Origin of the sequence: Devosia sp. (genome assembly GCF_040509215.1) — a bacterium.
GTDB lineage: Bacteria > Pseudomonadota > Alphaproteobacteria > Rhizobiales > Devosiaceae > Devosia.
The window spans coordinates 1-12,311 of record NZ_JBEVLL010000187.1 but is presented as its reverse complement, the minus strand read 5'-3'; the positions used below and the strand labels follow the sequence as shown (position 1 = coordinate 12,311).

Here is a 12,311-nt window from a genome sequence, read left to right as displayed (position 1 = left end):
GAGCGTTCATCTCATAGGCGCGCTGGGCGGCGATCAGATCGGCGATTTCGGTCACCGAATTGACGTTGGCCATTTCCAGATAGTTCTGCATCAGGTTGCCGTTGCCGTCCGTGTTGGCCACGCCGATCTGGGCAGGGCCGCTGGCTGCGGTTTCGAGGAACAGGTTGTCGCCCATCGATTCGAGGCCGGACTTGTTGACGAACCGCGCCATCTGGAGCTGGCCGAGCTGGACCGGGTCGCCGGCGGTGCCGACAAAGGCTTCCACCGTACCATCGGGCGAGATGGAGACGCCGGTGGCGTCGCCCGGAATGGTGATTCCGCCGGAGATCTGGTAGCCGCTCGAATTGACCAGCGTGCCATCGGGGCTGCGCTCAAACGAACCGTCGCGGGTATAGGCGGTGCGGCCATCAGGCAGGTCGACCATGAAGAAGCCTTCGCCGCGGATAGCGACGTCGAGCTCGCGCTCGGTCATGCTGACGCTGCCCTGGCTCATGACGCGGGGCGTTGCGACAGTGCGCACACCCGAACCGATTTCGAGGCCGGCGGGCACCAGTGTGCCCTGGTCCGAGGTCTGCGACCCGGCGCGAGAAATCTGCTGGTAGAGAAGATCTTCAAACTCGGCACGCTGGCGCTTGAAGCCGGGCGTACGCATGTTGGCGATGTTGTTGGAGATGACTTCGACATTGCGTTCCTGCGCGCTCATGCCGGTCGATGCGATGTAAAGAGCTTTCATGGCGGGTCCTCAATGTCAGGCGGAAACGGAGCCGAGGCGCTTGATGGCATCGCGACGCATGTCGTCCTGCTTCTGGCCCAGCGAGGCGATGGATTCGTAGGCGCGGGTGACGCGGATCATTTCCGCCATTTCGGAAACACCCGAGACGTTGGACTTTTCGGTAAAGCCCTGCAGCACGCGTGAATTGGTGGCCGCGATCGGCGTGCCACCGGACATCAGGTTATTGCCTTCGCGAACGAGAGCCTGCTGCTCTTCGAATTCGACGATGCGGAGCCGACCCTTGGCGCCGGCGCTGGACGAGATCGAGCCATCGGCGCCGATCCGGATATCGGTCTCTTCGGGACCGAACTGGATTTGGCCGCCGTCGCCCATCACCGGATTGCCGGAAAGGTCCACGAGCGTGCCTTCATTGTTGATCTGGAAAGCGCCACCGCGCGTCCAGCGTTCTCCGGCTGCCGTCTGCACCGTAAAGAAGCCGTCGCCGCTGATGGCCAGGTCGAGAGGCGCATCGGTCTGGACCATGGCGCCATCGGAGAAGTCCTGAATGGTCGCCCAATCCTGGACATAGGAAAGAGTACGATCGTCGCCGGAGAAGTCGCCATGGGCCGCGATCGGCATCTTGAATTCTTCGAACAGAAGCTGTTCGGCCTTGAAGCCCGTCGTGTTAACGTTGGCGATATTGTTCGCCACCATGTCCATGTGGCGCTGCAGCGCCATCTGGCGCGACAGGCTGATGAGTTGTGCGTTCTCGATCATCTCGATCCCCGGTTTCTTAAGTCCCCGAGATGGCCTGCTTCCCCAAGCCTGCCGCCTCGCTTCTCGAATTGCAGAAACCATGCCACATCGGCAAACCCTGCAAATTCAGTACCTTAGCGGACTTGATGGGTTAATTCTGCCGGGTACGAATTCAGCGCAGCGGCAATAACTGCTCGGCAGAAGTTGCCGGGTTGGGGTCAAAAGTAACCAGTCGTTAACCAAGATGGCATTAGGTGGACGTGCGGCCGGAATCGTCTGGTCGCAAGACTGTCTCTTGCGGGGATTCTATGGCGACGGAAGCGGAAGTTGGCAGTGAAGTGCCGGCCAAGAAGGGCATAAACAAGCTCTTCATTATTATCGGTGCTGCGGTCGTCGTGGTCCTTCTGGCAGGTGCCGGGCTCTTCTTCTTCATGTCCTCGGGCAGCTCTGCTCCTGCAGAAGATGCGCATGCTGCGCCGGCGGGCGAGCATGGGGCCGCAGCGGGCGAACATGGGGCAGTGGCTCCAGATACCTTCATCTTCAATCTCGAACCGATGATGGTGAACCTGCAGAGCGTGGACGGCGTCCAGAACTACATGAAGCTCACCGTGGCACTGGAAGTGGCCGACGAGCACATGATGACCGAGATCCAGCCACGCCTAGCCAAGGTCGTGGATGCCTTCCAGGTCTATATGCGCGAATTGCGCAAATCCGATCTTGAAGGTTCGGCAGGCGTCTATCGCCTCAAGGAAGAACTGCTGCGCCGCGTCAATCTTGCGGTCTACCCGGCGCGCATCGAAAGCATTCTCTTCAAGGAAATCCTGGTGCAGTGATGGCTGGTCCTTCCGATCAAGACAAACTCTCGGAAGACTGGGGCCTCGATACGATCGATGCCGCCAGCCCTTCCTTCGACATCCCGGGTGAGGATGGCGGCGAAGAAGATTGGGCAGCCATGCTCAAGGCCAGCCAGGATGCGGCGGCCGATGGCGGCGTGGATCGCGTCCTCAACCAGGACGAGATCGACAATCTCCTCGGCTTCGATGCGGCCACGGCCAGCAACGTAGAGCTGAGTGGCGTCCAGGCGCTCATCAACAACGCGCTCGTCAGCTACGAGCGTCTACCGATGCTCGAAATCGTCTTCGACCGCCTCGTGCGTCTGGCGACGACTTCGCTGCGTAACTTCACCAGCGACAACGTGGAAGTCTCGCTCGACTCCATCTCGTCGGTGCGCTTCGGCGACTATCTCAACTCCATCCCGCTGCCGGCCATTCTCTCGGTCATCAAGGCAGAGGAATGGGAGAACTACGGCCTTCTCACCGTCGACTCCAACCTCATCTATTCGATGATCGACGTGCTGCTTGGCGGTCGTCGCAGCGGCGTCACCGTGCGTATCGAGGGGCGTCCTTATACGACCATCGAGCAGGCTCTGGCCCAGCGCCTCATCGAAGTGATCCTTGAGGACACCAAGCGTGCCTTCGAACCGGTCACCCAGATCAATTTCAAGCTCGAACGCATGGAAACCAATCCGCGCTTCGCAGCTATCTCCCGGCCGAACAACGCTGCCATCCTGATCGAACTCCGCATCGAAATGGATGATCGCGGTGGCAAGGTCGAAATCCTGCTGCCCTACGCCACCATCGAACCCATCCGCGAACAGCTCCTGCAGATGTTCATGGGTGAAAAGTTCGGCCGCGACCCGATCTGGGAAGGCCATCTGGCGACGGAAATTTACCAGGCCGATGTCGAGATCGACGCGGTGCTGCATGAACAGGAACTGCCGTTGTCGCGCCTTCTGGCGCTCAATGTCGGGGACACGGTGATGTTCGAGCGTTCGCCGAGCGATCCGGTGCTGCTGCGTTGCGGCGATGTCGAGCTTACCGAGGCCGTCATGGGCCATATCGGAAATTACGTTTCAGTGCGGGTCACCCGCCCCCTCAATCCGCCCAAGGTCACAATGGCGGCGTTTGAGGCGATTGATGAATCTATGGAAGGTCGATGATGTTGGGCTTGTCGATGGGATTGTTCATTGAAGCTGCGGTCGCAGTACTCATGGCGCTTACCCTGGGTTATTGCGTTGTCCTCAACCGGCGTCTCGCACACCTTCACGCTGACCGCGAAGCGCTCAAGTTGATGGTGGGTGATCTGGTAACAGCCACCAACCTTGCCAACCAGGCGATCAAGGAACTCAAGTCTACCGCCGTCGAAGCGGACATGACCCTGAGTTCCCGCCTCGAGGAAGCCGAGCGCTTCGGCATCGAGCTTGCCAACCACGTCAATGCCGGCGCGGCCATGATGCAGCGCATCGTGCGCCTCACCAATGTGGCCCGCCAGCACCCGGTGCTCGCCACGCCGACCCAGGCAGCCGAACAGGCCGACCGGATGGATGGCAAGCAGCCCAACAAGGTCCGCGCCGCGCTCGAGCAGCTTTCGACGCGCGTCAGTAATCGTGGAGTTGCCGCGTGAACCGGATTCGCCTGCTCCCTGTCGTTATCCTGATGGTGGCGGCCCTCCTGGTCCTCAAGACCGTGGGTCTGGTTACCCAGGGACACTACGCTCTCTCGGGCGTCACCCCGGCCATTGCGGCCGGCGGTGGTGGCGGCGAGGCTGCGGGCGGCCATGGCGGCGGCGCGGCAGCGCCTGCCGCAACTACAACCCTGCAACAGCCGACCCTCTCGGATGCTGCTCCAACTATGGGTGATACCGCACCAACGCTCGGCCAGCAGGCCGCTGCCGAAGCCGGTGGTCACGGTGCTCCGCCGGCTGCTGAAGCCGGTCACGGCGCAGCTCCGGCCCCGGAAGGCGAGCATGGCGCGGCACCAGCCGCCGAGGGCGAGACCGTTCAGGTTGCCGAGGCTAATGTCGATGCTGCTCCGGCAGGCGACGGGCATGGCGGTAGCAATAGCGTTGCCGACTTCAATGCCTGCGCTCCGCGTCCGGTCGGGGAATCCGAAGGTGGTCAGCTCACGGTCGTGTCGGGCGATTGTCCGCCGATGACTGACGCGGCGCCGCAATTGTCGACGCCTACCGGCCTGGTCGACATTGGTGGCGGCGATCCGACGCTCACCGAGCAGGTCTTGCTTGATCGCCTGGCGGCGCGCCGCACCGAACTTGAAACCTACGAGCAGGAACTCGCTCTGCGTGCCTCGCTCATCGATGCCGCCGAAAAGCGCGCCAATGAGCGAACCGCAACCCTGCAGGCCCTTGAAGGGCAAATCGCTACCCTCGTCGAAGAGCGCAAAAAGCTCGAAGAAGAGCAGTTCACCGCCATCGTCTCGATGTACCAGACGATGAAGCCCAAGGACGCTGCCGGCATCTTCAACCAGCTCGAGATCGATATCCTGGTGCGTGTCGCCAAGATGATGTCGCCACGCAAGATGGCGCCGATTCTCGCGGCCATGGATACGGCCCGGGCGCAGGAGCTGACCGTGCGACTCGCCTCCGAGACTTCGGAGAATCCCGAAGAGATGCAGGCGGCCGATCTGGCAGCTCTGCCGCAGATCGTCGGCCAGTAAGTTGGACCCAGAAGTCCGCAACCTTGAAATTGCGGGCTTTTTTCTGCCCGAGGCCAAATTTTCGTGGCCGTGGAGGCTCTTCCGCCCCCTCCGCGTAATCGGACGTTAAGCATGCCCGATTAGGTTTGTGCCTAGTCTTTATGTCGTTGGTCTTTTCCGCATGCCGCGGGGTTGCCAGCACCGCGTCGGGCAGGTGGAAGTCGTGAAAATGACCAGCAAACCGGGTTGGCTTCGGCCACGGAATATTCTTGCTGCGGCTTTGCTGTCGGTCAGCCTTATGTCTGTTTCGGTCGCCATGGCCCAGGAGCAGGCGCAGTTCTTCGCCACCCAGGAAGAAGGCTACGGGCGTCTCGTTGTCAGCTTCCCTGACCGCGATACGATGCCTGCCTATTCCATGCGCATGAGCAATGGCGTGCTGTCGCTCGAGTTCGACGAGGCGATCTCCCTCGTTCTTCCCGACGTCGCCTCGATCATGCCCGAATATCTGTCCGTGGCGCGGCTCGATCCGGCCGGAACAGGCCTGCGCATCGGTCTTCGCACAACGCTAAACTTCAACCGCACCGAAGCGGGCACCAAGCTGTTCATCGATCTCCTGCCGCCCAATTGGCAGGGCTCGCCGCCGCCTTTGCCGCAAGACGTGCTCGACGAAATGGCTGAAAAGGCCGAGCGCATCGCCTTGCGCGATGACCAGCGGCGCAAGGCGCAGGTCGTTGCCGAACAGAATCCGATTGCCAGCCTCCGCATTGGCCGCAATCCGACGTTCATGCGCCTGCAGTTCGACTGGACCATTCCCACCGGCGGTGAGTTTGATTTTTCGGGCGAGCAGGGCCGTATCGACTTCGAATGGCCGGTCAATATCGACCTGCGCGAACTGCTGACCGATCTTCCGTCCGAAATCGTCTCGGTGAAGAATGCCGTCACCCTTGATGGCAGCGCCGTCGAGATGAAGTTCGGCCGAGGCGTCGTTCCGCGATTCTATTCGACCGGCCCCAACCAGTATGTCCTCGATATCGACATAGACGGCCAGGGCCTGCCGGAATTCTCCGCTGCCGCATTGGCTACGGAAGCGCCTGCCGGCGCAGCCGCCGCCGAGGGCCAGCAGCCCGGCGTGGCTGTGGCAGGCAGCGACCTGACCGCGACCGATCCCGAAAAGATCACCCCCTTCGTGACGACGCTGGGCAGCACCGTGCGCGTCGTCTTCCCGTTTGTGCAGGAGACGCCTTCTGCCATTTTCCGCCGCGGCGATTCCGTCTGGCTGGTCTTTGACACCCACAGCGCCATCCAGCTTCCCGAAGAGCTCGAAAAGCTCTCAGCCATCTCGAGTGAATTCGTCGTCACCACAGTCGACGACGCACAGGTCGTTCGCATCGATCTGGCGCAGGATCGGCTCGCCACCATTGGCTCGGAAGGCCAAGCCTGGGTTCTTTCCCTTGGCGACGTCATGATGGCGCCGACCGAACCCATGGAACTCACGCGCCGCCGCGATATGCGCGGTGACTTCGAAATGACCGCCAATATGGTGCGTCCAGGTCGCGTCCATGACTTCCAGGACCCGTTGGTCGGAGACCATCTGAGCGTCATTACCGCCTATCCGCCCGCCCGTGGCATCACCCGCTCGCTCGACTATGTGGACTTCTCCGCCTTGCAGAGCGTCCACGGTCTCGTCATTCGTCCCAAGGCCGACAACCTCGAAGTTGCGCTCGAAAACGCTCTCGCCGTCATTACGGCCGACGAGGGTCTCGAAGTTTCCTCCACCGATACGCTCCGCCAGGACCTTCCCTCTTCGGCCCCGACGCAACGCGCCAGCTTCATCGATTTCGAGCCCCTGCAGCAGCCCGATTTCGCGCTCCTCGGCAAACAGCGCGACGAGCTTGAGGCTACTGCCGCCGCCAGCGATGGCCGGGCTCGCGATACGGCACGGCTCGATCTCGCCAATTTCTTCATTGCCAACGGGCTTTCCCACGAGGCCCTGGGCGTGTTGCGCGTCATCGGCGAGACCCAGCGCAATGAGGACGTGCTCGACAAGGTCCATATGAGCGAGGCCGTCGCCAACATCATGGCCGGCCGTCCCAAAGACGCGCTGATGCGCCTCAACGGCTCTGGCATGGACCAGGACGTCGATGCCATGTTCTGGCGCGCCATCGCACGCTCGCAGAACGGCGACTATGCCGGCGCTCGCGCCGATGCCACCCAGGCCTATTCCATCATCGACAGCTACCCGTCCTGGGCACGCGAGCAGTTCCTGCTGGCCGCCACTCGCGCGGCCGTCGAGGAACACTACGCCGACCAAGCGCAGGAAATGATCGGCGACGTCGTCTTCGCCGCTCTCAACCCCGATCAGGTCGCCGAATTCAGCCTGCTTTCCGGCCGCATTGCCGAGGAGCAGGGGCGTCTCGACGCGGCCATGGACATGTATGGCCAGGCCATCGCCACCGAAGTCCGTCCGGCACGCGCCGAAGCGGTTTTCCGTACGCTGGGCATTCTCGACAAGCAGAAACGCCTCGACGTGGTGCGTGGCGCCCAGACCCTGGCCGCCGAAGCGCTGCTCTGGCGCGGCGATGCCCTGGGCGCCGATATGCAAGGCATGCTGGCCGATCTCTATTTCCGCACCGGCGAATATCGCCAGGGTTTTGAATCCGTCATGGCCGCCGTCGCTAGCGACCCGGAAAGCCGTGACGTGCAGGCCCTAAGTGACCACGCCCAGCGCATGTTCAACGACCTGTTCCTCAACGGCCTCGCCGATTCCATCGGCCCCGTGGAAGCGCTTGGCATCTATTACGACTTCCGCCAGCTAACCCCGCCCGGCGCTCGCGGCGACGAAATGATCCGCAATCTCGCGCGCCGCCTTGTCCGAGTCGACCTCCTGCCGCAGGCTGCGGAACTGCTGCAATATCAGCTCGACAACCGTCTGCGCGGCGTGGCCCGCACCGAGGTCGCCTCCGACCTCGCCGTCATCTATCTTGCCGAGCACAAGCCGGCCGACGCCATGCGCGTGCTCAACGATACGCGCCTGCCGGATCTGTCTGGTACACTCGCCCGTCAGCGCCGCATTCTGGAAGCTCGTGCGCTGCTTGACGGCGGCCGCGACCAGCTCGCACTCGATCTCGTGCGCGAGCTCACTGGCCAGGACGTCGAACTCATGCGCATCGACGCACATTGGCAGGCCAAGCGCTACGCCCAGGCCGGCCAGTTCATCGAGACCCTTTACGGCGCTACGCCGGCCGGTGTTCCGCTCAGCAAGGCCGCCCGTATGGGCATCCTGCAGGCCGGCGTCGGCTACGCGCTCTCAAACGACGCGGCTGGCCTCGCCCGGCTGCGCGCAAAATACTCCGACGCCATGGTCAACTCGCCGGAATGGCCGATGTTCGACTATGTCACCGGCCCGATCGAAGTGACCAGCAACCAGTTCCGCCAGGTCGCCTCCCAGATCGCCGCCGTCGACGGCCTCGAAACCTTCCTCGCCGCCTATCGCGAAGTCTACGAAAGCCAAGGCGCCCTGACGCCCGTATCCGCAACAGACGAAGAAGGCGGCTCGGTCGCGTCTCTCAGCCAGTAGGGCGTGCCGAGCACTTTTGGCGTGTCCGAGGATGATGACAATCGTACCATCTACGTTCGCCGAGAAACTACGTCCTGGCTCGGCGGCCAACCGAACTGCCGGCGGTACTCTCGACTGAACTGGGCGGGGCTGTCATAGCCCACGCTGTAGCCGACCCCCGTGACGTCGCTCCGGCCCGCAGCAAGTTGCAGCCGAGCCTCTTGGAGGCGAATCTGCTTTTGGAACTGAATAGGGCTCATCGCGGTCGCCGCCTGGAAGTGGCGGTAAAACGCCGATGCGCTCATACCCGAAATCTCGGCGACGTCTTCCACTCGGAAGGGGCGGGCATAGTGCTCGCGGATCCAACTCACCGCCCGAGCGATATGGCTGAGATTGCTGTCGGCCAAACCTAGCTGTCGCACAGCCGCACCTTGATCGCCGACGATCAGCCACCAGAGGATTTCCTGTTTTATGAGTGGGGCCATCACGGCGAGGTCGCGGGGAGAATCGAGCAATCGCAGTAGGCGGATTGCAGCATCAATGAGTTGTTCCGGAGCATCGCTTACCGCCATGGCGGAAGGCACCGTGCCACGCCTATCCCTTGGCATCGGTGTGCCAGACCGCAACAGCAGTTCGGCAACGGAAGCTGGATCGAGCAAAAGACCAAAACCCAAAGCCGGCGCTTCGGCGCTCGCGCCGATAAACTGACCTGACACTGGCATATCGAGCGACGAGACCAGAAACTGGCCCGGGCCGTATTCGTAAACCCTGTCGCCGAGCGCTAGCCGCTTCATACCCTGCGCGATCAACGCCATCACCGAGCCGGACATGGATTGCTTCAATCCCGGATCGTCATGTCGCGCGATCATGACGCCCTCGATGGAGTTGGCACTCTCCGTGCCCGCATGGCGGTCAATCAGGTGGCGAAGCTCGTCGATCTGCATGGGGTTACATCCACCCGTTCGTCTCACCAATCCCTAGAATGACCTCGACGACGATACAACAATTCTCTCCAGTGTGGGAGGATTATGCAAGTGCGAGGGAGTATCCGACTAACGCCAAGTCGCGCCAAAATGTTTGATTGGGGTCACCGCAGCCACGCTTGCTGCAACCACGAAAGGACACGAAATGACCAGCCAGCATGGCTTCCACGCGACCATCACCGCCCAGCCCGGCAAGGGCGCCAATCTCGTCGACCTCTTGCTCTCCGCCCCCTCGCTCACCAACGACGACTGCCTCGTTTTCCTCGTCGCCCGCTCGGCCAGCAACGCCGATCTCGTCTTCGTCACTGAAGGCTGGGTGAGCAAGGAGGCGCATGCTCGCTTCTTCGCCGGCGACATCGCCCGGGCCTATGTCGCCCGCTTCGCTCCACTAATTGCGGGAGATTCGACCTATGTCGACGCCGTCCCGGTCGGCGGCAAGGCCATTCTCGCCTAGCCCCACCTCAACGCTTCCCTCATCGCCGAGCTGTCTCGCGCCATTTCACGCAAGGAAAAATCATGTCTATGCCTCGCCCTGAACTCGATCCCGAACTCTCCGCCCGCCTCGTCGGCATGCCGCTCGGCACCACGATCAATCCCGACATCCTGGCCCAGATGCGGCAATACAAAATGCCCGCGGAAGCCTATCTCGAAGGCCGCTCGGTCGAACGGCGTGAGGTGGAGATATCAACGGCCGACGGTCATATCCTGCCACTCTCTATCTTTCGTCCGGGTGGCGCCACGACTGAAAATGCGCCCTGCATCTACTGGGTGCATGGTGGCGGCATGGTGATGGGTGATCGCTTCGCCAATCTCGATATCCCGCTCGAATGGCTGGAGCGCTTTGGCGCTACGGTCGTCACAGTCGACTATCGCCTGGCCCCCGAGGTCTCCGGCGCCACACTCGTCGAGGATTGCTATGCTGGCCTCGCCTGGGTCGCCTCCCACGCTGAGGAGCTGGGCGTCGCTCTCTCCCACATCATCGTGGCTGGGGCTAGCGCTGGTGGCGGCCTCGTCGCTGGTATGACGCTGATGGCAAGAGACCGCTCCGGCCCTGCCATCGCGGCGCAGATCCTCATCTGCCCCATGCTGGATCATCGCAACGATACCCTTTCGAGCCGCCAATATGCCGGGGAACCAGGCATCTGGACGCGCGAGAAGAATGCTTTCGGTTGGCAGTCTGTGCTCGGATCGGCCGATAGCGCAGAAGTCTCGCCCTATATTTCCGCGGCGCTTGCGACTGACCTGTCAGGTCTCCCCACCACCTATATCGACGCCGGCACTGCCGAGGTCTTCCGCGACGAGGACACTACCTATGCCAGCCGCATCTGGGCCGCCGGGGGCCAAGCGGAGCTCCACATCTGGGCTGGGGGCTTCCACGGCTTCGACGCCATGTTCCCCGATGCGGCGCTTTCCACCGCGGCTCGTCAGGCGCGTACGGCCTAGCTCGCTCGCTTCCTCGGCATCTCTGCCTGAGTAACTCCCTCCTCGAAAACGAAAGACACACTCATGAAAACCGTTCTCATCACCGGCGCTTCCTCCGGCTACGGTCTCGAAACCGCGCGTTACTTCCACAATAGGGGCTGGCGGGTGATCGCCACAATGCGCCTGCCGCAGCCCCGGCTTCTGCCCGCCGATGACCGCGCCATCATCCTGCCGCTCGACGTCACCGATCCTGAAAGCATCGCCGCGTGCCTCGTTGCTGCCGGCTCCCTCGATGTCCTCGTCAACAATGCCGGCATCGGCATGGTGGGCGCCTTCGAAGCCTCGCCCATGGATCACGTCCGCCGCCTCTTCGAGACCAATACGCTTGGCACTATGGCCATGGTGCAGGCCGCGCTGCCCGGCATGCGTGAAAGGGGCGGCGGCACCATTGTCAACGTCACCTCCAGCGTTACACTGGCGCCATCCCCTTTTGCGGCGGCCTATACGGCTACGAAGATGGCCATCGAGGGGTTTTCGGGCTCTCTCGCGGAAGAACTCCGCGGCTTTGACATCAAGATAAAGCTGGTGGAGCCCGGCTATGCCCCGACCACCCGCTTTGCAGCCAACACGGCCTTGCCGATCGCCGACTTGATCCCGGCGGCCTATGCGGAAGTGGCCGGTCCGATCTTCGCCGCCTTCGCAGAGCCGGCGCTCACCACCAGGGAAAGCGATGTCGCCGAGATCATCTGGCGCGCCGCCAACGATGCGTCCGATCAGTTGCGCTATCCGGCCGGCCCCGACGCCGTCGCCTTGTGGGAGGCGGCGCGATGAGTGCGAGGCCGGTGCTTCGCACCATTCTCTACTGGCATGTCCGCAAGGGGCGCCGGATTTTTGATCTCCTCGCTATCAGATTGGCATCATCCCGCAGTCTGCAACGCACCGGCGTTCGCTGGGGGTAGATAGTTCGAAGGTGAAACTGTGGTCTGGAAGCGAGCCGCTTCTTCCAGGCCACAGTTTCATTACCGAAACGATCCTTTCTGATCGCCGAGTGGCCTGAATGCGGGGCCGGGGACGTCTCCAGCTTAGACCGCGACAGGCGAATGACCCATCACGATGTAAAGATATAAAGATGTCTTTATATGTTGTTGACTTCGGTTGGTTCCTGCGTCATGGTGAGGATGCCTAGGTTCCCCAGTCGTTGTTCGCAACGTTTTGGGGCTAAGAGGGAAGTCGGTGCCCCGTCTTGTTCGGGAAAGCCGGCGCTGCCCCCGCAACTGTAAGCGGCGAGCTGAAGTCCACGATGTCACTGGGTGAGAGCCTGGGAAGACGGACGGAAGCGGTGACCCGCGAGCCAGGAGACCTGCCAAGGCGAAATAACGTCCACGGGCGGG

At 62.2% G+C, this 12,311-nt stretch carries 11 protein-coding genes and 1 riboswitch; of the genes, 8 read left to right on the top strand and 3 right to left on the bottom strand.

Annotated elements, in window-relative coordinates; translation table 11 throughout:
* Together flgG and flgF are read right to left on the bottom strand one after the other, a co-directional pair.
* A partial coding sequence (gene flgG, locus ABW043_RS10410) for a flagellar basal-body rod protein FlgG (protein ID WP_353921142.1) occupies positions 1-733 on the bottom strand: 733 nt, incomplete at its 3' end.
* Between the two features lie 15 nt (positions 734-748).
* On the bottom strand, positions 749-1,489 hold the full coding sequence (gene flgF / locus ABW043_RS10405) for a flagellar basal-body rod protein FlgF (RefSeq protein ID WP_353921141.1): 741 nt from the start codon (positions 1,487-1,489) through the stop codon (positions 749-751).
* A 287-nt stretch (positions 1,490-1,776) separates the two neighbouring features.
* On the opposite strand from flgF, the gene ABW043_RS10400 reads away from it, so the two are divergent.
* The 5 genes from ABW043_RS10400 to ABW043_RS10380 all read left to right on the top strand — a co-directional run bounded on the left by ABW043_RS10400 (position 1,777) and on the right by ABW043_RS10380 (position 8,536).
* Positions 1,777-2,301 carry a flagellar basal body-associated FliL family protein gene (locus tag ABW043_RS10400; RefSeq protein ID WP_353921140.1) on the top strand — a complete coding sequence of 175 codons (525 nt, stop codon included), beginning with the start codon at positions 1,777-1,779 and terminating at the stop codon, positions 2,299-2,301.
* Positions 2,301-3,467: a flagellar motor switch protein FliM gene (gene fliM / locus ABW043_RS10395; protein ID WP_353921139.1), complete on the top strand. Its 1,167-nt coding sequence runs from the start codon at positions 2,301-2,303 to the stop codon at positions 3,465-3,467. Before ABW043_RS10400 ends, fliM begins: the two co-directional genes overlap by 1 nt.
* A gap of 14 nt (positions 3,468-3,481) precedes the next feature.
* Positions 3,482-3,931, top strand: a complete 450-nt coding sequence (locus ABW043_RS10390; RefSeq protein WP_353921138.1) for a DUF6468 domain-containing protein — start codon at positions 3,482-3,484, stop codon at positions 3,929-3,931.
* Positions 3,928-4,980, top strand: a complete 1,053-nt coding sequence (locus ABW043_RS10385; RefSeq protein ID WP_353921137.1) for a MotE family protein — start codon at positions 3,928-3,930, stop codon at positions 4,978-4,980. The genes ABW043_RS10390 and ABW043_RS10385 overlap by 4 nt, the downstream gene beginning before the upstream one ends.
* 208 nt (positions 4,981-5,188) lie before the next feature.
* On the top strand, positions 5,189-8,536 hold the full coding sequence (locus ABW043_RS10380; protein WP_353921136.1) for a tetratricopeptide repeat protein: 3,348 nt from the start codon (positions 5,189-5,191) through the stop codon (positions 8,534-8,536).
* A 50-nt stretch (positions 8,537-8,586) separates the two neighbouring features.
* Here ABW043_RS10380 and ABW043_RS10375 read toward each other — a convergent pair whose 3' ends face one another.
* Complete coding sequence (locus tag ABW043_RS10375; RefSeq protein ID WP_353921135.1) at positions 8,587-9,459, bottom strand: AraC family transcriptional regulator; 873 nt, start codon at positions 9,457-9,459, stop codon at positions 8,587-8,589.
* 184 nt (positions 9,460-9,643) lie between these two features.
* Between ABW043_RS10375 and ABW043_RS10370 the strand changes: the two genes are divergently transcribed.
* From ABW043_RS10370 to ABW043_RS10360, 3 genes are all read left to right on the top strand, one after another.
* Positions 9,644-9,952 carry a putative quinol monooxygenase gene (locus tag ABW043_RS10370; RefSeq protein ID WP_353921134.1) on the top strand — a complete coding sequence of 103 codons (309 nt, stop codon included), beginning with the start codon at positions 9,644-9,646 and terminating at the stop codon, positions 9,950-9,952.
* Positions 9,953-10,014: 62 nt separating this feature from the next.
* On the top strand, positions 10,015-10,941 hold the full coding sequence (locus ABW043_RS10365; protein WP_353921133.1) for an alpha/beta hydrolase: 927 nt from the start codon (positions 10,015-10,017) through the stop codon (positions 10,939-10,941).
* Positions 10,942-11,004: 63 nt separating this feature from the next.
* Entirely contained in the window at positions 11,005-11,751 is a 747-nt protein-coding gene (locus tag ABW043_RS10360; RefSeq protein ID WP_353921132.1) for an SDR family oxidoreductase, read from the top strand.
* A 336-nt stretch (positions 11,752-12,087) separates the two neighbouring features.
* A riboswitch (cobalamin riboswitch) is annotated at positions 12,088-12,302 on the top strand.
* Positions 12,303-12,311: the final 9 nt, after the last annotated feature.

Excerpts from the sequence above, each read along its gene's own strand:
- fliM (WP_353921139.1), top strand. The coding sequence starts at position 2,301 with ATGGCTGGTCCTTCCGATCAAGACAAACTCTCGGAAGACTGGGGCCTC.
- ABW043_RS10360 (WP_353921132.1), top strand. The coding sequence starts at position 11,005 with ATGAAAACCGTTCTCATCACCGGCGCTTCCTCCGGCTACGGTCTCGAA.
- ABW043_RS10390 (WP_353921138.1), top strand. The coding sequence starts at position 3,482 with ATGGGATTGTTCATTGAAGCTGCGGTCGCAGTACTCATGGCGCTTACC.
- ABW043_RS10380 (WP_353921136.1), top strand. The coding sequence starts at position 5,189 with ATGACCAGCAAACCGGGTTGGCTTCGGCCACGGAATATTCTTGCTGCG.
- ABW043_RS10370 (WP_353921134.1), top strand. The coding sequence starts at position 9,644 with ATGACCAGCCAGCATGGCTTCCACGCGACCATCACCGCCCAGCCCGGC.
- ABW043_RS10375 (WP_353921135.1), bottom strand. The coding sequence starts at position 9,459 with ATGCAGATCGACGAGCTTCGCCACCTGATTGACCGCCATGCGGGCACG.
- ABW043_RS10365 (WP_353921133.1), top strand. The coding sequence starts at position 10,015 with ATGTCTATGCCTCGCCCTGAACTCGATCCCGAACTCTCCGCCCGCCTC.
- flgF (WP_353921141.1), bottom strand. The coding sequence starts at position 1,489 with ATGATCGAGAACGCACAACTCATCAGCCTGTCGCGCCAGATGGCGCTG.
- ABW043_RS10400 (WP_353921140.1), top strand. The coding sequence starts at position 1,777 with ATGGCGACGGAAGCGGAAGTTGGCAGTGAAGTGCCGGCCAAGAAGGGC.